We start from the raw sequence: 24281 nt of genomic DNA on the forward strand, positions 1-24281 counted from the left end.
GCGGTATCGGATCCGGCCGGGCGGCGCGTCGCCGCGGATATCGCCCGCCCAGGGCGTAGCCTGCGGAGGTGAGTTCAACCGGGGGGGTGTCGCAGCTGCCTGCGGAGTTCCTGGACGCTCTCACCGGTCTGCGCAGGGCCGCCCCGCGGAGCGAGATCCGGCTCGAGGAGGTCCCGGCCCCCACCCGGTTGGCGCCGCTGGCCGTGGCACTCGGCGCCGAGGTCTTCGACACCGTGCCGTTCCCGCCACCATTACCCCACGGCCCCGCCCGGAACCTGGTCCTCCAGCCCGAGCCCGAGGAACTCGCCACGGGGCGCTTCATCCTCCTCTACGACCCGGCGGGTTCGGACGCATGGAACGGGCGCTTCCGGATCGTCACCTACATCCGCGCCCGGCTCGAGGCGGAGCTGGGCAACGACTCCCTGCTCGGCCCCGTGGCCTGGACGCGACTGGTGCAGGCCCTCGACGCCCACGGGGCACGCCACCATTCGACGGGCGGCACGGGCACTAGGATGCTGTCCGAGAGCTACGGGACGCTCGAGGACCGCGCCGACACGATCGACCTCGAACTCCGGGCCTCCTGGAGCCCGGAGACCTCCGACGTCCGGCGGCACGTGGAGGCGTGGGCCGAGGTGGTGGGGGTCTTCGCCGGGCTCCCGCCGCTCCCGGACGGCGTGGTGCACCTGCCCCAGCGCCGGTCATGACCCGGCCACCCGCACCCACGTCCGCCCACCGATCGGCCCGGGACGCCGCCGTCGTCCTCGTCGCGGTTCCCCTGACCCGTCGCACCCCGGGGCTAGACTGAGGCCACCATGAGTTCCCAGACCTCCGAGCAGACGGATCGCGACGACGCATCCGCTCCCGCCACCGCGGAAGCGCTCCCACTGCTGACCGAGCCGCGTGACGGCGTCCCCCTGGTGATCGACACCCCGGCAGGTCTGGCGCGGGCTGCGGCCGCGCGGGCCCCGGCAGCGGCCCGGCCGGCGTGGACGCCGAGCGGGCCTCCGGTTTCCGCTACGGCCAGCGGGCCTTCCTGGTCCAGATCCGGCGCGAGGGTGCCGGCACCTGGCTGATCGATCCCGAACCCTTCGACGACCTGCGGATCATCGACGACGCCCTGGAGGGGGTGGAGTGGATCCTGCACGCCGCCAGCCAGGACCTGCCCTGCCTCTCCGAGCTCGGCATGTGGCCGGACAAGCTCTTCGACACAGAGCTCGCCGGACGGCGCGCGGGACTGCCGCGCGTGGGGCTCGCCGCCGTCATCGAGTCCCAGCTGGGGTTCACGCTCGCCAAGGAGCACTCCGCCGCGGACTGGTCGACGCGGCCGCTGCCGGAGCCGTGGCTGCGCTACGCGGCCCTGGACGTCGAGGTGCTGGCGGAACTGCGCGGGCAACTCGCCGCCCTCCTGGAGGCCGACGGCAAGCTCGAGCTGGCGGAGCAGGAGTTCGAGTACATCCGTAGCTCCCCCCCCGCGGAACCGCGGGTGGATCCCTGGCGCAGGCCCTCGGGGCTGCACCAGCTGCGTGACCGCCGGCAGCTCGCCGTGGTCCGCGAACTGTGGCGCGAGCGCGAGGACCTCGCGCAACGCCGCGATGTCGCACCGGGCCGCCTGATCCCCGACTCCGCCCTCGTGGCAGCGGCCAAGGCCATGCCGGGCACCGTCCCCCAGCCCCTGGCCACCAAGGGGGTCCACGGGCGGGCCGCCGCCAAGGAGGCCCCGCGCTGGCTGCGCTGCATCGCCGAGGCGAGGAAGCTCACCGAGCTCCCGCCCCTGCACGTCTCCTCGAACGCCCCTCCCCCGCCCCGCATCTGGGCCGAGAAGGATCCGGAGGCGGCCGCGCGCCTGCACACTGTGAGGCCTCGCGTGGCGCAGCGGGCGGAAGCGCTCGGGATGCCGGTGGAGAACCTGCTCACCCCGGACTTCCTGCGCCGCATCGCCTGGCGTCCACCCGCCGAGATCACGCTCGATTCGGTGACGGAGGCCCTCGTGGACCTCGGGGCCCGCCCGTGGCAGGTGGAGCACGTCGCGGCGATCATCACGGTGGCCTTCCTGGATCCCGATCCGCTGCCGCAGAAGGGAGCGCGGGCGGAGGAGGCACCGGCGGGGTGAACAGTGCGTAGCTCTGCGGGGCTTGCGCGCCTATGTTACCGATCAGTAACATGAGCGCGGACCAACTACTCGAAGAGGAGCACCAGGTGAGCCAAGGAACCGGGACCACGTCCGCGCGGAGCGCATCGCGGACCGTGCGCGACGTCGTCTTCGTGGACGGAGTGAGAACACCGTTCGGCAGGGCCGGCGCCAAGGGGATCCACGCGGGCACGCGTGCCGACGCCCTCGTGGTGAAGTGCATCCGCGACCTCCTGCGCCGGAACCCGTCCCTGCCGCCCGAGCGCATCGACGACGTCGCCATCGCCGCCACCACCCAGACCGGTGACCAGGGCCTCACCATCGGGCGGACCGCCGCCCTCCTGGCCGGACTCCCCCGTTCCGTCCCCGGCTTCGCGATCGACCGCATGTGCGCCGGCGCCCTCACGGCCGTGACCACCACGGCGCCCGGCATCGCCTTCGGCGCCTACGACGTCGTCATCGCCGGCGGGGTGGAGCCCATGGGCAACCACCCCACGGGCGCCGACACCGATCCCAACCCGCGTTTCCTGACCGAGCGGATCGTGGACCCGGCGGCCCTCAACATGGGCAACACCGCCGAGAACCTCCACGACCGCTTCCCCGGCATCACGAAGGAACGCACTGACGCGTACGCCGTGCGCAGCCAGCAGAAGCTCGCGCGGGCGTACGACGCCGGGCAGATCCAGCCGGATCTGGTTCCCGTGGCCGGGAGGAAGCCGGGCTCCGGCTGGACCCTGCACACCGCCGACGAGCCGCCCCGCCCGACCACCACCCCAGCCGCTCCCGCCGAGCCCCGCCCCCCCTTCCGCGCCCGCGGGCGCGCCACCGCCGGCAACGCCGCCGGACTGAACGACGGCGCCACGGCGGCCCTGCTCGCCTCCGCCGAGACCGCCGCCGAGCTCGGCCTCCTGGCGCGCATGCGCCTGGTGGCCTACGCGTTCGCGGGCGTCGAACCCGAGGTCATGGGGATCGGTCCCGTGCCGGCCACGGAGAAGGCGCTGCGTCAGGCCGGACTCGAGATCACGGACATCGGGCTCCTCGAGATCAACGAGGCCTTCGCCGTGCAGGTCCTCGCCTTCTTGGACCACTTCGGCATCGACGAGGAGGATCCCCGGGTGAACCGCTACGGCGGTGCCATCGCCGTCGGGCACCCGCTCGCCTCCTCCGGGGTGCGGCTGATGAACCAGCTCGCCCGCCAGTTCGAGGAGGACCCGACGGTGCGCTACGGCATGACCACCATGTGCATCGGCCTGGGGATGGGCGGCACCGTGATCTGGGAGAACCCGCACCACGAGCACTACGGACAGGGAGCAGCATGAGCTTCGAACGCTACGAGGAACTGGCGGAGCTGGTTCCCGCCGAGATCGTCACCCACTCCTACGTCCAGGACGCCGAGCTCCCGGGGGGCGCGGGGACACTTGCGCTCATCACCCTGGACAACGACCTGGACCACTCCCGGCCCACCACGCTCGGGCCGAACACCCTGATCGGGTTCGGCCGCACGCTCGAGGGACTGAAGGAGCGGGTCTCCCGCGGGGAGCTCGCCGCCGTCGCCGTCACGGGCAAGCCCCACTTCCTCGTGGCCGGGGCCGATCTCAGTACGGTCAAGAGCGTCGATTCCGAGCGCCTCGGCCGTCTCATGGCCGAGCTCGGCCATGAGGCGTACGACCTCCTGGCGGACCTTGGCGTGCCGAGCTTCGCGTTCATCAACGGGGTGGCCCTCGGCGGCGGACTGGAGATCGCCCTCGCCGCGACCTACCGCACGGTGTCCACGGGGGCGAAGGGCATCGGACTGCCCGAGGCGTTCATCGGCCTCGTCCCCGGCTGGGGCGGGGTGTACCGGCTGCCGCGCCTGATCGGCCCGGGCAACGCCGTGAAGGTGATGATCGAGAACCCGCTCAGCAACAACCGCAGCCTCGACGGCCGGGCCGCCCACGACCTCGGGATCGCCGACGCCCTCTTCGAGCCCGCGGACTTCCTCGAGCAGTCGATCCGCTGGGCGGCGGACGTGGTCCGGGGAACCGGTGCCCACGCCGTCGCCGAGCGCCGGGCCCGGCTGGCGCAGTACGACGACGACGCGTGGACGGCCGCGGTGGCGGCCGGCCGGGCGTTCGTCGAGGCGCGCACGAGCAACGCCGCCCCGGCACCCGCGCGCGTGCTGGACCTGCTGGAGGCTGGGCGCACCTGGTCGCAGGAGGAATCCGCGGCGGCGGAGTGTGCCGCGCTGGCCGAGCTGATGCAGACCCCCGAGTTCTCGGCCACGGTGTACGCGTTCCTGGACCTGGTGCAGAAGCGCGGCAAGCGGCCCGCCGGAGCGCCGGACAAGAAGCTGGCGCGTCCCGTGTCCAAGGTGGGCGTGGTGGGTGCCGGTCTCATGGCGAGCCAGCTGGCGCTGCTCTTCGCCCGTCAGCTCCAGGTGCCCGTGGTGCTCACGGACATCGACCAGTCGCGTGTGGACAAGGGCGTGGCGTACGTGCATGCCGAGATCGGGAAGCTGCTCGGCAAGGGACGCATCTCGCAGGACGCGGCCAACCGCACGAAGGCGCTGGTCACCGGGTCGGTGTCCAAGGACGTCTTCGCCGACGCGGACTTCGTGATCGAGGCGGTCTTCGAGGAGCTGTCCGTCAAGAAGCAGGTGTTCGCGGAGGTCGAGGCCGTGGTCTCGCCCGAGTGCATCCTCGCCACCAACACGTCGTCGCTGTCGGTGGCCGAGATGGCCGCGGACCTCGCCCACCCCGAGCGCGTGGTCGGCTTCCACTTCTTCAATCCGGTGGCGGCCATGCCGCTGCTCGAGGTGGTACGTGCCCCGCGGACCGACGACGCCGTCCTGGCCACCGCGTTCGTGCTCGCCAAGGGGCTGAAGAAGAACGCCGTGCTGGTGCAGGACGCCCCGGCGTTCGTGGTGAACCGGATCCTCGGCCGGATGTTCGGTGAGATCACCGCCGTCTTCGACGAGGGGACGGACGCCGGGACGGCCGACGGGGCGCTGCGTCCGCTGGGCCTGCCCATGACGCCGTTCAACCTCCTGGCCCTGGTGGGGCTGCCCGTGGGTCAGCACGTGCAGGAATCCCTGCACACCGCCTTCGGTGAGCGCTTCCACGTCTCGGCGAACCAGCAGAAATTGATCGACGCCGGCATCAAGGGTCTCTGGGAGACGTCGGCGGATGGCAGTCCCGCAGTGCCGGAGCATACCCTCGCGCTCATGAACCGGGGCAGCTCCCCCTCCTCGTCCGCGGACGTCCTGCGCCGCACGCAGGACGCGCTGGCCGACGAGATCGGGCGCATGCTGACCGAGGGCGTCGTCGCCGCGCCGGAGGACATCGACCTCTGCATGATCATGGGAGCCGGGTGGCCGATGCACCTGGGCGGGATCACCCCGTACCTGGACCGGGTGGGGGCCTCCGAGCGGGTGAACGGCACGCGGTTCCACCAGGGCTGACGGGGCCCGATCACCGCGTCATCCTAGCCGTACCGGAAGGTCCTCCCCGCAGGGTGGGAGGATCTTCCGGTACTCCGCCCCGCCGTCGTACGGTGAGGACGTGATCATCCCCCGTACCGACCAGGACGCCGCCGCCGTCGCGGACCACTACGACGAGCTCGACCCGCTCTACCGCCGGCTGTGGGGCGAGCACGTGCACCACGGGCTCTGGACCACCGGGCGGGAGACCCCCACCCAGGCCGTCGAGGCACTCGTGGACACGGTCGGTGAGCGGTTGTCGCTCGCACCCGGCGAAGCGGGGGTGGACATCGGCTGCGGGTACGGCTCCACGGCGAGGCAGCTGGCACGCTCGAGGGACGTGTCCGTCACCGGCTTCACCCTGTCGGCCGAGCAGGCCCAGTACGCCGCTGCCCGCCCGGTCCCGGGCGTGGACATCCGGCACCGGAACTGGTTCGACAACGGGCTGGCCGATGCCTCGGTGAATGCCGCATGGTCGATCGAGTCGAGCGAGCACATGGTGGACAAGCCCGCGTTCTTCGCCGAGGCCCACCGTGTCCTGGCCCCGGGGGGCCGCTTCGTGATCTGTGCGTGGCTGGCGGAGACCGATGCCGGCCCGTGGAAGATCCGCCACCTGCTCGAGCCGATCTGCCGCGAGGGTCGCCTGCCGTCGATGGGCACGCGCGAGGACTACGAGGCCATGGCGAGAGCGGCTGGGTTCGAGGTCACCGGCTACGAGGACGTCAGCCGACGGGTTGCGCGGACCTGGACGATCTGCGCGGGCCGGGTCCTGAAGTCGCTGCTCATCGACCGCGAGACCCAGCGACTGGCCCTCCGCGGGCGCAACCGCGTCTTCCTGCTGAGCCTCCCCCGCCTGATCATCGCCTACCGCACGGGCGCGATGCGGTACGGGATCTTCACGCTGTCGAAGAACGCGGACACGCTACCGGGCTGATACGGAACGGTTGACCAGCACCGGTCGAAGAACGCGGACCGACCGGGCTGACCCGGGAGGGCGGTGCAGGACCGGTCGGAGGCGCGGACCTCGGTCAGGCGGTGATGCCGTCTCTCACGACGCGGGGCGCGGGAAGAGGCCGTCGAGTGCCGCGAGGTCCTCGTCCGACGGCGTCCAGCTGACCGCCTCCGCGTTCTGGCGTACCTGCTCCGGCGTGGTGGCACCGGCGATGACGGAACCGACCGACGGCTGGGCGGCGAGCCAGGAGAAGGCGACCTGCACCTCGGTGAGACCGCGCTCGGAGGCGAAGGCCGAGAACGCTTCGAGCTGGTCCCAGTCCGCCGTCTCCAGGAGGTTCTTCCGGGAGTGCGTCAGGCGGCTGCCGGCGGGCACCTCGTCCCGGCGGTACTTGCCGGTCAGCAGTCCGTTGGCGAGCGGGAAGTACGGCAGGACCCCGAGTCCGTACGCCTCGACGGCGGGCACCACCTCGCGCTCGAGCCTGCGGTCCAGCAGGTTGTAGGGGTTCTGCGCGGAGATGAAGGGCGTGTACCCACCGCTGCGGGCCGTGAACTCGGCCTCGGCGAGCTGCCAGCCGGCGAAGTTGGAGTGCCCGAGGTAGCGCACCTTGCCGCTCGTCACGAGATCATCGAGCGCTGCCAGGGTCTCCTCGATCGGCGTCAGCGTGTCCGGGGCGTGGTACTGGTACAGGTCTATCCACTCGGTGCCCAGGCGGCGCAGGGACGCCTCCACCGCCCGGACGATGTAGCGCCGCGACCCGCGAGCGCCCCAGTCCGGGCCGTTCGCGCCGTCCATGTCGAGACCGAACTTCGTGGCCAGGACCACGTCGTCGCGCGTGCCCGCGAGCGCCTTGCCCAGCTGCGTCTCACTGGTCCCGGGAGTCCTCCCGTACATGTCGGCGACGTCGAACAGGGTGATCCCGGCGTCGAGCGCCGCATGGACGACGGCGTCGGTGCCCTCCTGGGACTCGGACACGGTACCCGCCCGGCCCAGGTTGTTGCAGCCGAGTCCGACGGTGGAGACGCTGAGCCCGGAGGAACCCAGTCTGCGGTAGGTCATCATGCGCCCAACCTACCAAAGCAGTTGCCCCGGGCACAGAACCCGGGGCAACTGGACGGTCGGTGGTGCGGTCAGGCGAACCAGATGCCGATCTCGCGTGTCGCCGACTCCACGGAGTCGGAACCGTGCACCAGGTTCTGCTGGACCTTCACTCCCCAGTCGCGGCCGAGGTCACCGCGGATGGTGCCGGGGGCCGCCGTCGTGGGCTCCGTGGTACCGGCGAGGGACCGGAAGCCCTCGATGACGCGCTGGCCCTCGAACACGGCGGCCACGACGGGCCCGCTGAGCATGAACTCGACGAGCGGCTCGAAGAACGGCTTGCCCACGTGCTCGGCGTAGTGCTCCTCGAGCAGTTCACGGGTGGCGTGCACCTGCTTGAGTTCGGCGATGGTGTAGCCCTTCGCCTCGATGCGGGACAGGATGGTGCCGGTCAGGCCGCGGGACACGCCGTCGGGCTTGACGAGGACGAGGGTGCGTTCAACGCTCATGGGTTCTCCTGGGAGGTAGGGGCGCCGCCGATGACGGCGGGTATCACCGTCGACTCTACTAAACGGCGGATCCCTCCTCCGGGTTGGCCTTCTCCCACTCGGCCTGCAGGCGGTCGCGCTCCACGTTCTCGCGATCCACCCGTGCCCCCTGCCGGAGGCCGTAGAACCAGGTGAGCGCGAAGGCGATACCCACCACGAACACCACCGGTTCGAGGAAGCCGCCCGCGATGATGACGAACTGCAGGATCCAGCCCAGCCCGATCCCCCACTTCTTCGTGACCACGGCGCAGGTGAGCACGAGCACCACCGCGAGCACGAGGCCCGAGGTGAGGATCACCGCCGGTGGGATCTCGTCCCGCCGAAGCCCGAAGACGGCCAGGGTGGCGAAGAACACCACGAAGGCCTCGAGCATCAGCACGGTGGAGGCGAACAGGACCTTCGTGGACCGGCGCTTCTTGGGCATACCGGGCCGCCACTCGCGCTGCGCCTTCGTCATGCGTCGTGCCATGATCGTGCCTACTTCCCCAGGAGGGTCCGGGTCTCCCCGACCACCGTGATGGACCCGGTCACGAGGACGCCCCCCGCGAGGTCATTGTTCTCCTCGGCCTTCATGACCGCCCACTCCAGGGCGTCGTCCAGCCCGGGGAGGATGGTGATGTTCTCCTCGGCGAACCCGGCGGAGAGTGCGGCCTGCAGCAGGTCCGCGGCCGGGACGGAGCGTGGCGAGGTGGACTGCGTGAGGCAGACGTCCTCGAGGATGCCACCCAGCTCCTCGTGGAGCTCGGCGAACATGCCGTGGGCGTCCTTGTCCTCCAGGACGCCGATCACCAGCACCAGCCGGGTGAAGTCGAAGGCCTCCGTGATGCCGCGGCCCGCCGCGCGGGCACCTGCGGGGTTGTGGGCTGCGTCCACGATGATGCTGGGTGCGGTCCGGACCACTTCGAGCCGGCCCGGGGAGGTGACCGCGCGCAGACCATTGCGCACCAGGTCCGTCTCCAGTTCGCGCTCCCCCCCGCCCAGGAAGGCCTCGACGGCGGCCACGGCCACCGCGGCGTTCTGCGCCTGGTGCTCACCGTGGAGCGGTACCAGCAGGTCCCCGTACCGTCCGGCGAGGCCGGTGAGGGACACCACCTGCCCACCGACGGCGACCGTGCGGGACTCCACACCGAATTCCACGCCCTCGAACCGGAACTCGGCCCCCACCTCGCGGGCCCGCTCGAGCAGCACCTGGGCGGCGTCGCGCGGCTGGCTCGCGCTGACCAGGAACGCACCGGGCTTGACGATGCCGGCCTTCTCGGCGGCGATGTCCTCGACCGTGTCGCCGAGGAGCTCGGTGTGGTCCAGGGAGATGGGGGTGATCACGGCGACCTGGCCGTCACCCACGTTCGTGGCGTCGGTGATGCCGCCGAGTCCCACCTCGATCACCCCGACGTCGATCGGCTCGTCCGCGAAGATCGCGAACGCGAGGATGGTGACGCACTCGAAGTAGGTCAGGCGCGGCTCGCCCACCACGAGGAGCTCGCCGTCCACGATGTCCACGTACGGCTTGATCTCGTCCCACACGCGGACGAACGTGGCGTCGTCCACGGGCTCGCCGTCAATGCTGATGCGCTCCGTGACGCGGGAGAGGTGCGGGCTGGTGTAGCGTCCGGTCCGCAGATCGTGCGCCAGCAGGATGCTCTCGATCATCCTGGCCGTGGAGGTCTTGCCGTTGGTACCGGTGATGTGGATGATCGGGAACGCCCGGTTGGGCTCCCCGAGGATCTCCATGGCCCGGTGCAGCGGCGCCATCCGCGGTTCCATCTGGCTCTCCGGTGCACGGCCGAGGAGTTCGGCGTACACGCTCTCCACCGAGAACGCGTCGAGCTGCGTCCCGTCGGGACCTTGCGTCTCATCCATGCTGTTCCTGCTTCCCGAGGGTGATGCTGAACTCGTTGTCCGTGCCGTCGGTGGCCTCGATGCGGAGGTCCACCGTGAGGGTCTCGGCCCTGATCAGTTCCGCGTTCGCCTCGAGCGCCGCCACCTTCCCGGGGGCCACTCGAACCGTGGTGCGGATGCGGTCGCTGATGTCCAGGTCCGCGTCGCGCCTGGCCTGCTGGACGGCGCGGATCGCATCGCGCGCCGTACCCTCCGCCGCGAGCTCCTCGGTGACCTCGGTGTCGAGGACCAGGAACCCGCCTCCCGGCAGGACCGTGACGGCCTTCGAGCCGGCGTCGTTCCCCTCCACCACGGTGTCCAGGGTGTACTCGTGCGGTTCGAGGGCCAGGCCACCGGCGGTGACGCCGCCGTCGTCGTCGACCTGCCAGGCACCGGACTTGGCGGCCTTGATCACCGTCTGCACGTTCTTGCCCAGGCGCGGCCCGGCAGCACGGGCGTTGACCACGAGTCGCCGGGTGATCCCGAACTCGGCGGGCTCGGCGTCGGCGGAGTCCACCAGGCGCACGTCCTTCAGGTTCAGCTCGTCGGCGATGATCGCCGCGTACTGACCGGCCAGGAGCTCCGCGCCCGGTGCCACGACGGTGAGTTCGCGCAGCGGCAACCGCACCCGGAGGTTCGCGGCCTTCCGCAGGCTGGACCCCGCCGAGCAGACCTGGCGGGTGCGGTCCATCTGTCCCACGAGGTCGGCGGCGGCGGGGAACGACGACGCCTCCGGCCAGTCGGTGAGGTGCACGGAGCGCCCACCCGTGAGCCCGCGCCAGATCTCCTCGGTGACCAGCGGCAGCAGGGGCGCGGCGACGCGGCACACCGCCTCGAGGCACGTGTACAGGACGTCGAAGGCCTGCTCGTCCTCGTCGAAGAACCGCTGACGGCTACGGCGCACGTACCAGTTGGTCAGGGTGTCCAGGTACCGGCGGAGGGACTCGCAGGCGTCACTGATGGTGAAGGCGTCCAGCGACGCTGTGAGATCACGCACCAGCAGCCCGGTCTCGGCGAGGATGTAGCGGTCGATCGGCTCGGCGAGCTGCGCGGCGTCCTCCGCCGTGACGGTCCTCGCCTCGTAGCCGGCGCCCCCGTTGGCGGCGTTGCTGTAGAGGCCGAAGAAGTGCCACACGTTCCACAGCGGCAGGATCACCTGGCGCACTCCCTCGCGGATGCCCTGCTCCGTGACCACCAGGTTCCCGCCGCGCAGGATTGGGGAGGCCATGAGGAACCAGCGCATGGCGTCGGAGCCGTCGCGATCGAAGACCTCGGAGACGTCGGGGTAGTTGCGCAGGCTCTTGGACATCTTCTGTCCGTCGGAGCCGAGCACGATCCCGTGGCTGATGACGTTGCGGAACGCCGGGCGGTCGAACAGCGCCGTGGAGAGGATGTGCAGCATGTAGAACCAGCCGCGGGTCTGGCCGATGTACTCGACGATGAAGTCCGCGGGGTTGTGGGTGTCGAACCACTGCTCGTTCTCGAACGGGTAGTGCACCTGCCCGTAGGGCATGGACCCGGAGTCGAACCAGACGTCCAGGACGTCCTCGACGCGGCGCATGGTGGAGCGGCCCTCCTCGGGCGTGCGGGGGTCGTCCGGGTTGGGCCGGGTGAGCTCGTCGATGTAGGGCCGGTGGAGGTCCACCTCACCCTGGTGGTTGAGCGGGAGGCGCCCGAAGTCGGCCTGCAGCTCGGCGAGCGAGCCGTAGACGTCGGTGCGCGGGTACTCGGGGTCGTCGGACTGCCACACGGGGATGGGGCTGCCCCAGAAGCGGTTGCGGCTGATGGACCAGTCGCGCGCGTTGGCGAGCCACTTGCCGAACTGCCCGTCCTTGACGTTGCCGGGGATCCAGGTGATGTCCTGGTTGAGCTCCACCATGCGGTCGCGGATCTTGGTGACCTCCACGTACCAGGAGGACACCGCGCGGTAGATCAGCGGGTTGCGGCACCGCCAGCAGTGGGGGTAGCTGTGCACGTAGCTGGCCTGGCGCACCAGGCGTCCTTCCGCCCTGAGGACGCGCGTGATGGGCTTGTTCGCCTCGAAGACCTGGAGTCCGGCGATCTCCGCGAGCGGTCCGCTGCCGAACACCGGGAGGAACCTCGCGCCCTCGTCCACCGAGAGGATCACCTGGATGCCGGCCTGCTCGCAGACCTTCTGGTCCTCCTCGCCGTAGGCGGGTGCCTGGTGCACCACGCCCGTGCCGTCGGTGGTGGTGACGTAGTCGGCCACGAGCACGCGGAACGCGTTGCGGTAGCCGCCCTCCTCCGGGTCCGCGAGGTAGTCCCAGAGCGGGGTGTAGGTCAGACCCTCCAGCTCCGCCCCGCGGTGGCGGGAGGTGACGGCGTCCCGGGCCGCGGCGGCGTCGGCGAACCCGAGGTCCTTGGCGTAGTTGCCGAGGAGGTCCTCGGCGATCAGGTAGCGTCCCGCCTCGCCGTCGCGCTCGGCGTCGACCACCACGTAGGCAATGTCCGGTCCGACGGCGAGCGCCGCGTTGGTGGGCAGGGTCCAGGGCGTGGTGGTCCAGGCGAGCGCCTGGACCCCGGCGAGCTCCTGCGAGAGCTCGGAGTCCCCGGGGAGGAGCGGGAACGTGACGGTGACGGTCTGGTCCTGACGGTCCTGGTAGACGTCATCGTCCATGCGGAGCTCGTGGTTGGAGAGCGGGGTCTCGTCGTTCCAGCAGTACGGCAGCACGCGGTAGCCGCTGTAGGTGAGGCCCTTCTGGTGGAGGGTCTTGAACGCCCACAGCACCGATTCCATGTACTCGGGGTTCAGCGTCTTGTAGTCGTTGTCGAAGTCCACCCAGCGGGCCTGGCGCGTCACGTAGTCGCGCCACTCCCCCGCGTACTTCATCACGGAGGCGCGGGCGGCGTCGTTGAAGTTGTCGATGCCCATGGCCACGATCTGCTGCTTGTCGGTCATGCCGAGCTGCTTCATGGCCTCGAGCTCGGCGGGCAGCCCGTGGGTGTCCCAGCCGAAGCGGCGCTCCACGCGGTGCCCGCGCTGGGTCTGGTAGCGGCCCACGAGATCCTTGGCGTACCCGGTGAGCAGGTGGCCATAGTGGGGCAGTCCGTTGGCGAAGGGCGGTCCGTCGTAGAACACGAACTCGTTGGAGCCGTCCGCGCCGGCGTCCCGGGCGTCGATGGACGCCTGGAAGGTGTCGTCCTGGCGCCAGTAGCGGAGCACGCGTTCCTCGAGCTCGGGGAAACGTGGGGACGCGCTGGTCCCCGAGGAGGGGGTACCGCCGTCGTCGGGCGACACTGCTTTGGGGTAGATCTGCGGCATGGTTCTCATCCTGTGTACGGCGGCGTCGGGTGGAGCAGGAATCCTGCCGTGAGGACGGGTTGCCGTTCCGCCCGCCGCCGGTTGCCGAACCGGCCGCGAGGTCCTGGACCCGCGGTACCACCTCACTTGCCGCCGTCGGCCCGTGCACCTCCCGTCGAAGGAGGTGCGGACCCGGCTGCCACTCGTTGCTCGGCGATGACGGGCCGCCCCGTCCGGTTCTACGGGCCCCGCGTTGTCCGCGCGGGGCCTTTCTTCCGGAAGCTCGCCGGTGATCGCCGGGTCGATGCTGGTGGGGCAAGTCTAGCCCGGGCACGAATTCGGTGTCGAAGGGGCGTGAGGGGGTCGGTGGATCTCCAGTTGTGCCCGGGAGCGGGGCTTGACAGGGTGGGTGTATCCCGACCGCAACAGGATGGACGACACCATGGCACCCTCCACCCTCCCCACGGCCACCGCGCTGGACACGGCCCGTCTCGTCCTGGGCGTGCTACTGCCCACGATCGCGAAGGGGCCGATCATCCGGCGGCCGAAGGTGGTGGGACTCTTCAGTCGCCTCGAGCTCGACTCGAGGTCCATGGACATCGTCCGCGACGTCCACTCCCGCTACCCCGCCGGGCCACTGATGCTGAAGCTGCCGATCCGCAAGCAGGCGATCGCGCTGGCGCCCGAGGATGCGAACACCGTCCTGGCGCAGTCACCCGAGCCCTTCTCCCCGGCCAGCAGCGAGAAGAAGGCCGCGCTGTCGCACTTCCAGCCGCACAACGTACTGATCTCCCGGGGCCCGGTACGCACGGTACGCCGCGCCCTGCAGGAGCAGGTCCTCGACACCGGTCACCCGGTGCACCACCTGGCCGACACGTTCGTCCCGGTGGTGGAGGAGGAGATGCAGCAGCTCCTCGCGGAGGCGGTCCGCAGCGGGTCGCTGCCCTGGGACGACTTCCTCGACGCCTGGTACCGGGTGGTGCGCCGCGTGGTGTTCGGGGACCACGCCCGGGATGACAAGGAGCTCACCGCGATGATCATCCGGCTGCGCCGGGACGGGAACTGGGCCTTCCTGAAGCCGGTGCGCAGGAAGACCCGCGAGCGGTTCCTGCAGCGGATCGGTGAGGAGCTGGCCACCGCGGAACCCGGGAGCCTCGCCGCCGTGATGGCCGGGGCACGGAAGGGTGAGGGCGCCGAGCCGATCCACCAGGTGCCGCAGTGGCTCTTCGCCTTCGACCCCGCGGGGATGGCGACCTTCCGGGCGCTGTGCGTGCTGGCCACGCACCCCGAGGCGCTGGCGGACGCCCGACGCGAGGTCGACGAGGACACCTCGGGCCGCAGGCTGCTCCCCTACCTGCGTGCGTCCGTCCTCGAGTCGCTGCGGCTCTGGCCCACCACGCCCATGATCCTGCGGCAATCGACCCGGCCGGTGCAGTGGGAGGACGGGTTGATGCCCGAGGACTGCGGGGTGCTGGTCTACGCACCGTACTTCCACCGGGACGAGCGTTCGCTGCGCAGCGCCCACAACTTCGCCCCCGACCGCTGGCTGACCGAGGAGGACGACGGCTGGCCGCTGGTGCCGTTCAGCGACGGTCCGGTGGTGTGCCCGGGGAAGCAACTGGTGCTGCTGCTGACGAGCGCCGCCCTGGCGGCCCTGGTGGACGGGCACGACTTCGCGGTGGAGAAGGGCCAGGCCCTGGATCCGGCGCGCCCGCTGCCGGGCACCATGGACAACTACTCGGTGCACCTCGGGGTCACGCCCCGCGCCTGAGGAGGGGTGCCGGTGCCCGGGAGCACGTCCCGGGCACCGGCCTCTCGTCAACCGATCGTGATGACGGTCTTCCCGGTGAGTCTGCCGGCGGCGGCTTCGTCGTGGACCGCGGGGAGGTCCTCCAGGGGACGACGTCCTGCGATGTTCAGGTGAAGGTGTCCTGCCTCCACCCGGGCGACGAGGTCGGCGAGATGAGCACCGCTCGGGGTCACCCACACGTTCCCGGCGCGTGTCGCCCGCTCGGCATCCACCGGGACGGCGCCGGCAGAGCTGACCGCGATGCCGCCGTCGGCGACGTACTGCGTCAGCCTCGCCAGGTCCTCGGGTGCAAGGCGGACGTGGTTCACCACCACGTCGAACGGTCCGCCGACGTCCGCGGGCCCGGCCCGGAGGTCGAGGGGGCCGACGACGTCCGAGGCGCCGGCCGCACGGAGCCGCTCCTCGTGCTGCGGTCCGTCGACGGCTGTCACGAGTGCACCTGCACGGGCGGCGAGCTGTACGACGATGCTGCCGACGGCACCACCGGCACCGTTGACCAGCACCGTCTGACCGGCGGCGATCCGGGCGAGTTCCACGACGGCCTGCCGTGCGGCGAGGCCGGTGAGCGGCAGTGCCGCTGCATCGGCCAACGGAAGGGTCCTCGGCGCGGCCGTCACCAGGTCCGCAGCGATGACGGCGTACTCCGCTGCGCCACCGTGCACGTCGAGGGGGAACATGCCGATGACCTCGTCCCCGACGGCAGGACCTTTCACCCCGTCACCGAGCTCGACGACGGTGCCGGCCACGTCGGGTCCCGGCGTGACCGGGAGGGGCGCGGGAATCGCTGCGGCGAGGACACCGAGCCGGATGTGGTCATCGACCGGGTTGAACGACGTCGCCACGACCCGCACGAGCACCTCCCCCGGACCGGGCGCAGGCCGGTCCACCTCCTCGTGACGTAGGACATCCGGACCGCCGAACTCATGGTATTGGATCGCTTTCACGTGGACTCCCTCCATGGCACCCGAAAGAACGCTGCGACTGAGCGATCTCGCGGCGGAGTGCAACAGCAGTCAGCCGAGACTGTCGAAGGTGATGGTCCGCTTCGAACGCAACGGCTGGGTGACCCGCTTCCCGGACCCGGTCAACGGCCGGTACACCCTCGGGACGCTCACCGAGGCCGGGATGCAGCAGGTCGTCGACAGTGCGCCGGGCCATGTGGAGCGTGTCCGGGAACTCGTCTTCGACCCGCTCGACCACGCCCGGCAGCAGGAGCTCGGCGCGGCGCTGGCGCTGATCGCCGACACCGTCCGGAAGCAGCTCTGACACACCGGACGACACCCGGGCCTGCCGGGTGTCCCCCTCCGCGCAGCAACCGGCATCGACCCACGGGTGACGCGGACCGGAGGGGCATCGGAAGAGTTCCTCACCCACCCACCTGAGGTGCTGACCAGCGCTTCGAGGGGCTAGGAGCCCCGCAGCAGCTTGTGGTTGGCGGCCTGCGCGAGGGGCCGGAGCACGAGCTGGTCGATGTTCACGTGGTGCGGGGCGTTGAGGGCGAAGGCCACGGTGGAGGCGACGTCGTCCGCCGTCAAGGGGTACTCGACGCCCTGGTAGACCTTGTCCGCCGCCCCCTGGTCCCCGCCGAGGCGGTTGAGCGAGAACTCCTCGGTGTGGACCAGACCCGGGGCCACCTCGATCACGCGGACGTTGTTGCCGGCCTCCTCCAGGCGCAGCGACCGCGCCATGGACTCCTGGGCCGCCTTGGCCCCGCAGTACCCGGCGCCGCCCTCGTAGGCCGCGAGCGCTGCTGTGGAGGTCAGGAAGAGCACGCTCCCCTGGCGTCCGGCCCGCAACGCCGGGAGCAGTGCCCGGGTCACGCGCAGGGACCCGAGCACGTTCACGGCGTACATGCGTTCCCAGTCCTCCGTCCTCGCCTCCGCGATCTGCTCGGTGCCGAAGGCGCCGCCCGCGTTGTTGACCAGGGCGTGGATCGGTCCGGCGGCGGTGACCTCGGCGGTGAAGGCATCCACGGAGGCCTGGTCGGTGACATCGAGGGACATCGGCGTGGCGCCTGTCTCCCCGGCGAGCGCCTCGAGGCGGTCGATCCGGCGGGCTGCGGCGATCACGTCCCATCCGGTGCTGCGCAGCGCCCGCACGGTCGCAGCGCCGATGCCGGAACTGGCTCCGGTGACGACGGCGCGCAGGGCGGCCGGGGCAGGATCGGCGGGTGCACCGAGGGGTGCGGGGACGGGAATTGACTGGGGGTTCGACGTCATGGGGCCACTGTAGCGAGCCGCTCCGGGCGGTTGCAGCACCGCGATCCGTCCGCGGGCGTCGGATAGGGTTCCGTCATGGTCCCTCCTGTCCCGGGTTCGCCGTATCCCTCTTTCGATCCTTCCGGGGATCCTGATGCGAACACCGACCCCGTGACGGTGCGCATGTTCGCCGGGTACGCGAACTCTCCCCTGTGGTCCGCCGGTGGTCCGGTCGCCCTGGCGGAGCTCGACCTCCCCGACGACCTCCGCACGGGTCTGGCCCGCTGGGAGGCGGACAGCTACGGCGGGGACGGGCTGCTCGGTGACGTCTCACCGGCGTACGGCGGTGTGCTGGCCGAGTGGCTCGCCGGCGAGCTGGGAGCTGGCATCGAGGTGCACCTGCGGACCGGTACCGCCGAGGATTCTCTCGTGTTCACCAGCACGGCACCACCGCGGAGTCCGGCGGCGGCCGCCATGCTGCTGCACGAGGCCGCCGAGGAGCGTGCGCTCCACGCGCAGCTGTCCACGGGCCCCTGGTACGCCTACGCCCCTCTCTCGGGTACCACGTTCTCCGGGCATGCCGACACCCCGCCGTCGCCCTGATCACAGGTGCCTGCAGGCATCCGGTCCCGACGACCCGTCGGCGTCGGGCACGCACCCCTGGCCGACGAGGACGCACGCGCCGAGCCGTCCGTCGCGCACGATTCCCGGCGCCATGGTGGATGTGGTGTTCGCGACACCTCCTCCCCCTGCTTTCACGGACGGGCACGCACAGGCTCGCGTTAGAGTTGTCCGACGAGCCTGCACCCCTCCGTGCATCTCCGCTCCCGCACTCAGCCGCTCCTGCGCGCAGCCGCCGCGTCCCCGCCCCGGTCGCCACCCCTCCTCCCGAAGGAACAGTCCCCCATGCCTTCCAGCCCACCCCCCACCGACCCGCAGGCGCTGACCCCGCTCGAACGGCAGTCGGTGCTGCGGACCCTCCGCTCGCCGCGCCTGCTGAAGACCGAGGTGCTCGCCGGTCTCGTCGTCGCCCTCGCCCTGATCCCGGAGGCTATCGCCTTCTCGATCATCGCCGGCGTGGATCCGCGCCTGGGCCTGTTCGCCTCGTTCACCATGGCCGTGTCCATCTCCTTCCTCGGCGGGCGCCCCGCCATGATCTCCGCCGCCACGGGTGCGGTGGCCCTGGTCATCGCACCGCTGATGGCCAGCCACGGCATCGACTACTTCATCCTCGCCGTGGTGCTCGGCGGGATCTTCCAGGTGATCCTCGGCGTGCTGGGGGTGGCTCGTCTCATGCGCTTCATCCCCCGCTCGGTGATGGTGGGTTTCGTGAACGCCCTCGCGATCCTCATCTTCATGTCCCAGGTGCCCGAACTGATCGACGTGCCGTTCCTCGTCTACCCCATGGTCGCCGCCGGGCTCCTGATCGTCTTCGGACTGCCGCGTCTGACCACAGTGGTGCCCGCGCCGCTGGTGGCGATCGTGGTCCTGACCGTCTTCGCGGTCCTCGCGAACGTGCTGGTGCCCACCGTCGGGGACAAGGGCGAACTGCCCGAGTCCCTGCCCACCCTGTTCTTCCCGGACGTGCCCCTGAATCTGGAGACGCTGCAGATCGTGGCGCCGTTCGCCCTCGCGCTGGCCGCCGTCGGGCTCCTCGAGTCCCTCATGACCGCGAAACTCGTGGACGACATCACGGACACCCGCTCGGACAAGACCCGGGAGTCCTGGGGGCAGGGAGCCGCGAACATCATCACCGGGCTCTTCGGCGGGATGGGTGGTTGCGCCATGATCGGCCAGACCATGATCAACGTGAAGGCCTCCGGGGCGCGCACCCGGATCTCCACCTTCCTCGCCGGCGTCTTCCTGCTCGTCCTGGTGGTGGTGCTCGGCGGCATCGTGGCGCTGATCCCTATGGCGGCCCTCGTGGCGGTGATGATCTTCGTGTCCATCGCCACCTTCGACTGGCACAGCATCCGGCCCGCCACCCTGAAGCGGATGCCCCGCAGCGAGACCGCCGTGATGCTCGCCACCGTGATCGTCACCGTCTGGACCCACAACCTCGCCATCGGCGTGGGGGGGGGCGTCCTCGTGGCCATGGTGGCGTTCGCCCGCCGGGCGGCGCACTTCACCACCGTCGAGCGCATCGAGGAGACCGTGGACGGCCAGGACCACGTCACCTACCGGGTGGACGGCGAACTCTTCTTCGCCTCCTCCAACGACCTGTACACGCAGTTCGACTACGCCGCGGACCCACCCCGCGTGACCATCGACCTGCACGGCTCCCACGTCTGGGACGCCTCGACCGTCGCCGCCCTGGACGCCGTCACCGAGAAGTACCGGAGCACCGGCGCTCGGGTGCAGATCGTGGGTCTGAACGAGGCCTCCACCGCCATGCGGAAGCGACTGGAAGGTACGCTCGGAGCCGGCCACTGAGCCCCTCCCGGGCGGAAGGGCGGCACAGAGAGCTGCTCGCGGCCCGCTCCGCGTGCGGTTCGGGCACACCACCGCCGATGCCGCCCCCGGGACGACGACGGCCGGGGCCAGATGATGCTCGCCGGCGGCTGAGGTACGGCAGGCCACCGGGGGAATCCCGGTACCCTGGCCCTTCACCCTCCCCCAGGCCCCGGCAGGACAGGACCCCTCCATGATCGACACCAGGAGCAGCACCCGATTCCTCGCCTCCTACGACGAGCACCTGCGCACCGACGCCGAGACGGCCGGGGCCGTCGATGTCGTCCGGCTCGGGTCCCTGCTTCTGGCGACGTTCCTGCACGGACGCGGTTTCGTCACCTACCGTGAGCTCGGGACGACGGAGCCGAAGGGCACGTCCGCGCTCGTCGCGGCCGTCCTCGATCACTACCGCGCCGATCCCGGCATCACCCGGGTCGAGTGGAAGACGCGCGGACACGACCACGCCCCCGGTCTGCACGAGGCCCTGACGGAGCACGGATTCCTGCCGGACGCCTCGGAATCCATCATGATCGGAGCAGCCGAGGCACTGAGGGCGGACCTCCCGCTGCCGGAGGGAGTGACGCTCCGGCGGGTCACCCAGGAACGTGACGTGCAGGCGATGAGTGCGATGCAGGACGAGGTGTTCGGGAACCCGGTCTCGCCGGGCACGGCGGAGGCCCTGCTGAGCAGGCTCTCGGCCCGGGACGGCACGGAGCTGTGGGTGGCGGAGGCCGACGGACGCATCATCAGCGCCGGGCGGCTGGAACCCGTCGACGGGACGTGCTTCGCCGGGATCTGGGGTGGCACGACCCTCGCGGAGTGGCGCGGCCGCGGCATCTACCGTGCCCTGACCGCCCGACGCGCGCGTTCGGCACTGGACCTGGGCAGGACCCTGATCCACAGCGACTCGACCGAGTACTCACGTCCGATCCTCGAACGCTCCGGACTGACCGAGGTGGGGACCACGAAGCCGTACCACTGGCAGCGGCAGGAGGGGCGCACGGGGGTCGGTGCGGGCTGAGCCGCCGTCGTCGCCGACCCGGGATGTCAGGGAGCGGCGGGGAGTGTCCTCACGAAGAAGTCGGCCACCACACGGGCGGCTTCGTCAGGATCGTGTTCGAAACCGTGACCCTGTCCCGGCAGCAGGTGCAGTTCAACCTGTGCGTACCCGTCCCGATAGCGCTCCGCGGTGGCAGGCGGCACGACGTCGTCGTCCTCTCCCTGCACGATGCACACGGGACCCCGGTACCGCGCCGAGGTCTCGTAGACGGGGAGGGTCTGCGCAGTCACCATGTACTCGCGTCCGATGGTGAAGCCGTCGAAGGGTGTGACGGACTCCGGCGGATCGGCGGGGTCGATCCTCACCCCGAGCACATCGCCTGCAACCGTGTTCTCGCGCAGCACGCCGGCGGGGGCCAGCAGCGCCAGCGCGGGGACGTCGGCGCCGGACTCGCCGGCGACCATCCCTGTGACCACCCCTCCCTGGGAGTGCCCGGCGAGACCGACCACGGAGACGACGTCGAGGCCCGCGAAGGCCAGCACGGCCCTGGCGTCCTCGATCTCGTTGGGCACCGTCATGTCCGCGGAGTTCCCCTCACTGCGGCCGTGACCGTTGAAGTCGAAGCGGAGGGCTCCGATGCCCGCCCGGTTCAGGGACTCCGCCACATGGACCACGACCGGGTCCTGACTCGATCCGGAGATGCCGTGCATCACGACCACCACCGGCGTCCTCGGCGCGGATCGGTGGGGAGGAAGATCGAGGAACACCGCGAGCCGCAGACCACGACTGGTCACCTTGAACTCCCGGTGGTCCCCGGCAACGACGTCGGCTCCTTCACGCTGCGCTGGCATCCGCCCAGTGTACGTCCGCGTGCTCGACAGGCACGGCGCCGCGGGTAGGGAAGAATGGACCCATGGCCGATACCCCCCAGGGCACAGACACGCCCTCCTCCCAGCCCGTTTCCGTTCCTGACAAGCCCGCGCTCGAGGGTCTCGAGGAGAGACTCTCCCGGCAGTGGCGCGAGGACGGCACGTACGCCTTCCGCCGTGACACCACGCGCGACGAGGTGTACTCGATCGACACCCCGCCGCCCACGGCCTCCGGCTCACTGCACGTGGGGCACATGTTCTCCTACACGCAGACCGACGTCATGGCCCGCTTCAAGCGCATGAACGGCGCCAACGTGTTCTACCCGATGGGCTGGGACGACAACGGCCTGCCCACCGAGCGCCGCGTGCAGAACTACTACGGGGTGCGCTGCGACCCGTCGGTGGCCTACGACGCCGGTTACCGCCCGCCGGCCGAACCCGCGAAGAACCAGCGCGACTTCGACGCCGTGTCCCGCAGGAACTTCATCGAGCTCTGCGAGGAGCTCGCCGTCGAGGACGAGCAGGTCTTCGAGAACCTCTTCAGCACCCTCGGGCTCTCCGTGGACTGGGACCTCACCTACCGCACCATCGACGACACCTCCCGGGCCGTCTCGCAGCGCGCCTTCCTGGAGAACCTGGATGCCGGGGACGCCTACCTCGCCGAGGCGCCCACCCTCTGGGACGTCACCTTCCGCACCGCCGTGGCCCAGGCCGAGCTGGAGGACCGCGAGCAGCCCGGCGCGTACCACCGCATCGGCTTCCACGCCTCCGACGGGCAGCGGATCCACATCGAGACCACACGGCCCGAACTCCTGCCCGCATGCGTGGCCCTCGTGGCCCACCCGGACGACGAGCGCTACAAGCCGCTCTTCGGCACCACCGTGACCTCACCCCTGTTCGACGTCGAGGTGGAGATCAAGGCGCATCCCCTCGCGAAGCCGGACAAGGGAAGCGGCATCGCGATGATCTGCACCTTCGGTGATCTCACGGACGTCACCTGGTGGCGCGAGCTGCAGCTGCCCACCCGCGCCGTCGTCGGCCGTGACGGACGTATCCGCTCCGAGGCGCCCGAGTGGATCGCCACCGCACGCGCCCGGGAGAACTACGCACAGGTGGCCGGCAAGACCATCTTCAGCGCCAAGGAGGCCGTGGTCGCGATGCTCCGCGGGAGCGGCGACCTCGACGGCGAGCCGAAGAAGATCACCCACCCGGTCAACTTCTACGAGAAGGGCGACAAGCCCCTCGAGGTGGTCACCAGCCGCCAGTGGTACATCCGCAACGGTGGACGCGACGCCGGCAAGCGGGAGGCCCTGATCAGCCGCGGCCGCGAGATCGACTTCCACCCGTCCTTCATGCGCTCACGCTACGAGAACTGGATCGAGGGGCTCAACGGCGACTGGCTGGTCTCCCGCCAGCGCTTCTTCGGTGTGCCCGTGCCGGTCTGGTACCGGCTCGACGCCGACGGCGAGCCGGAGTACGGGAGCCCGATCGTCCCCGCGCCCGAGTCGCTGCCCGTAGACCCCGCCGCCGAGCCCGCCCCCGGGTTCGAGGAGTCGGCACGCAACCAGCCGGGCGGCTTCGTCGGCGACGACGACGTCCTGGACACGTGGGCGACGTCCTCCCTCACCCCGCAGATCGTGGGCGGCTGGGCGCGGGACGAGGACCTCTTCGGCAAGGTGTTCCCCTTCGACCTGCGACCGCAGGGGCACGACATCATCCGCACCTGGCTGTTCTCGACCGCTGTGCGTGCCGACGCCCTGCAGGGCTCCGTGCCCTGGAAGCACGCGGCGCTCTCCGGCTGGATCCTCGACCCGGACCGCAAGAAGATGTCCAAGTCCAAGGGCAACGTGGTGGTGCCCACGGACGTGCTGGAGCAGTTCGGGGCGGACGCGGTGCGCTACTGGGCCGCGTCGGCGAAGCTCGGCGCGGACACCGCGTACGAGGTGAACCAGATGAAGATCGGGCGGCGCCTGGCCATCAAGCTGCTCAACGCCTCGAAGTTCGTGCTGAACCTCGGCGTGACGGAGGCGTCCGTCGGCGCAGGGACGATCGAGCGCGTCTCGAACGCCCTGGATCTCTCCCTCCTCGCGCAGCTGCGCACCGTCACCGAGCAGGCCACCGCGGCGTTCGAGAAGTACGACTACGCGCGGGCCCTGCAGCTCACGGAGTCCTTCTTCTGGACCTTCACGGACGACTACGTGGAACTCGTCAAGGACCGCGCCTACGGGGACGCCGAGGATCCGGCGACGCAGTCCGTGCAGACCGCGCTGGCGACCACGCTGGATGCGCTCCTACGCCTGTTCGCCCCGTTCCTGCCGTTCGCCACCGAGGAGGTCTGGAGCTGGTGGCGCAGCGGATCGGTGCACCACGCCGCTTGGCCGACTTCCGAAGAACTGCCCGCACTGCCCGCGGCGGCCGACCCGGAGGTGCTCACCGCGGTGGCGCTGGCACTCGGAGGTCTCCGGAAGGCGAAGTCCGAGGCGAAGGTGAAGCAGCGCACGGAGGTCCAGACCGCCGTCGTCACCGCCCCCGTAGCCCAGGTGGAGCAGTTGCGCGCTGGTCTCGCCGATCTGCTGGCCGCCGGCAACGCGAAGGACCTCCGCCTCGCCGAGGGCGAGGGGAACCTGAGCGTGTCCGACGTCGAGCTGGTACCGCAGCCCGCGGAGTGACCGGCGTCCGCCGGTGACGAC

The 24281-nt window shown here is 70.7% G+C and carries 18 protein-coding genes and 1 pseudogene; 11 read left to right on the top strand and 8 right to left on the bottom strand.

The window, feature by feature from the left end:
* The first annotated feature begins 68 nt into the window (after nt 1-68).
* The 5 genes and pseudogenes from AC792_RS08265 to AC792_RS08285 all read left to right on the top strand — a co-directional run bounded on the left by AC792_RS08265 (nt 69) and on the right by AC792_RS08285 (nt 6519).
* The gene (locus AC792_RS08265; protein WP_049830068.1) at nt 69-704 is read left to right on the top strand and encodes a DUF3000 domain-containing protein; all 636 of its coding nucleotides are present in this window, start codon (nt 69-71) and stop codon (nt 702-704) included.
* Nucleotides 705-812: 108 nt separating this feature from the next.
* Nucleotides 813-2110 (top strand): annotated as a pseudogene (locus tag AC792_RS08270) (HRDC domain-containing protein).
* 86 nt (nt 2111-2196) lie between these two features.
* The gene (locus AC792_RS08275; protein WP_235436524.1) at nt 2197-3447 is read left to right on the top strand and encodes a thiolase family protein; all 1251 of its coding nucleotides are present in this window, start codon (nt 2197-2199) and stop codon (nt 3445-3447) included.
* Complete coding sequence (locus AC792_RS08280) at nt 3444-5567, top strand: 3-hydroxyacyl-CoA dehydrogenase NAD-binding domain-containing protein (RefSeq protein WP_049830070.1); 2124 nt, start codon at nt 3444-3446, stop codon at nt 5565-5567. The genes AC792_RS08275 and AC792_RS08280 overlap by 4 nt, the downstream gene beginning before the upstream one ends.
* Nucleotides 5568-5667: 100 nt before the next feature.
* Nucleotides 5668-6519, top strand: coding sequence for a class I SAM-dependent methyltransferase (locus AC792_RS08285; RefSeq protein ID WP_049830071.1), 852 nt, complete (start codon nt 5668-5670; stop codon nt 6517-6519).
* Between the two features lie 114 nt (nt 6520-6633).
* Here AC792_RS08285 and AC792_RS08290 read toward each other — a convergent pair whose 3' ends face one another.
* From AC792_RS08290 to ileS, 5 genes are all read right to left on the bottom strand, one after another.
* Entirely contained in the window at nt 6634-7599 is a 966-nt protein-coding gene (locus tag AC792_RS08290) for an aldo/keto reductase (protein ID WP_049830072.1), read from the bottom strand.
* Nucleotides 7600-7667: 68 nt separating this feature from the next.
* On the bottom strand, nt 7668-8084 hold the full coding sequence (gene ndk / locus AC792_RS08295) for a nucleoside-diphosphate kinase (RefSeq protein WP_049830073.1): 417 nt from the start codon (nt 8082-8084) through the stop codon (nt 7668-7670).
* Between the two features lie 58 nt (nt 8085-8142).
* Nucleotides 8143-8592, bottom strand: coding sequence for a DUF4233 domain-containing protein (locus AC792_RS08300; RefSeq protein WP_049830074.1), 450 nt, complete (start codon nt 8590-8592; stop codon nt 8143-8145).
* 8 nt (nt 8593-8600) lie between these two features.
* Nucleotides 8601-9983 (bottom strand): bifunctional folylpolyglutamate synthase/dihydrofolate synthase, encoded by a 1383-nt coding sequence (locus AC792_RS08305; RefSeq protein ID WP_049830075.1) that lies wholly within the window; start codon nt 9981-9983, stop codon nt 8601-8603.
* Nucleotides 9976-13284: an isoleucine--tRNA ligase gene (ileS, locus tag AC792_RS08310; RefSeq protein ID WP_235436533.1), complete on the bottom strand. Its 3309-nt coding sequence runs from the start codon at nt 13282-13284 to the stop codon at nt 9976-9978. Before ileS ends, AC792_RS08305 begins: the two co-directional genes overlap by 8 nt.
* Before the next feature lie 421 nt (nt 13285-13705).
* Between ileS and AC792_RS08315 the strand changes: the two genes are divergently transcribed.
* Nucleotides 13706-15034, top strand: a complete 1329-nt coding sequence (locus AC792_RS08315; protein ID WP_049830113.1) for a cytochrome P450 — start codon at nt 13706-13708, stop codon at nt 15032-15034.
* A 47-nt stretch (nt 15035-15081) separates the two neighbouring features.
* On the opposite strand, the gene AC792_RS08320 is transcribed toward AC792_RS08315, so the two are convergent.
* Nucleotides 15082-16017: an NADP-dependent oxidoreductase gene (locus AC792_RS08320; RefSeq protein ID WP_049830077.1), complete on the bottom strand. Its 936-nt coding sequence runs from the start codon at nt 16015-16017 to the stop codon at nt 15082-15084.
* A 13-nt stretch (nt 16018-16030) separates the two neighbouring features.
* Between AC792_RS08320 and AC792_RS08325 the strand changes: the two genes are divergently transcribed.
* A complete protein-coding gene (locus AC792_RS08325; protein ID WP_152916099.1) occupies nt 16031-16339 on the top strand; it encodes a MarR family winged helix-turn-helix transcriptional regulator in 309 nt (102 codons plus the stop codon).
* Between the two features lie 140 nt (nt 16340-16479).
* Here the strand turns inward: AC792_RS08325 and AC792_RS08330 are convergent, their stop codons facing one another.
* Nucleotides 16480-17292, bottom strand: a complete 813-nt coding sequence (locus tag AC792_RS08330) for an SDR family oxidoreductase (protein WP_082177586.1) — start codon at nt 17290-17292, stop codon at nt 16480-16482.
* A 150-nt stretch (nt 17293-17442) separates the two neighbouring features.
* Here AC792_RS08330 and AC792_RS08335 point away from each other — a divergent pair, with 150 nt between their 5' ends.
* The 3 genes from AC792_RS08335 (at nt 17443) to AC792_RS08345 (ending at nt 20743) form a co-directional block, all read left to right on the top strand.
* Nucleotides 17443-17874, top strand: coding sequence for a hypothetical protein (locus tag AC792_RS08335; RefSeq protein ID WP_049830079.1), 432 nt, complete (start codon nt 17443-17445; stop codon nt 17872-17874).
* A gap of 303 nt (nt 17875-18177) precedes the next feature.
* Entirely contained in the window at nt 18178-19704 is a 1527-nt protein-coding gene (locus AC792_RS08340) for a SulP family inorganic anion transporter (protein WP_049830080.1), read from the top strand.
* Nucleotides 19705-19915: 211 nt separating this feature from the next.
* The gene (locus AC792_RS08345; RefSeq protein WP_049830081.1) at nt 19916-20743 is read left to right on the top strand and encodes a GNAT family N-acetyltransferase; all 828 of its coding nucleotides are present in this window, start codon (nt 19916-19918) and stop codon (nt 20741-20743) included.
* Nucleotides 20744-20769: 26 nt separating this feature from the next.
* Here AC792_RS08345 and AC792_RS08350 read toward each other — a convergent pair whose 3' ends face one another.
* The gene (locus AC792_RS08350) at nt 20770-21573 is read right to left on the bottom strand and encodes an alpha/beta hydrolase (RefSeq protein ID WP_082177587.1); all 804 of its coding nucleotides are present in this window, start codon (nt 21571-21573) and stop codon (nt 20770-20772) included.
* A gap of 62 nt (nt 21574-21635) precedes the next feature.
* Between AC792_RS08350 and valS the strand changes: the two genes are divergently transcribed.
* Nucleotides 21636-24260, top strand: a complete 2625-nt coding sequence (valS, locus tag AC792_RS08355; RefSeq protein WP_049830083.1) for a valine--tRNA ligase — start codon at nt 21636-21638, stop codon at nt 24258-24260.
* Nucleotides 24261-24281: the final 21 nt, after the last annotated feature.

It is taken from the genome of Arthrobacter sp. RIT-PI-e (assembly GCF_001187915.1).
Classification (GTDB): domain Bacteria; phylum Actinomycetota; class Actinomycetes; order Actinomycetales; family Micrococcaceae; genus Arthrobacter_D.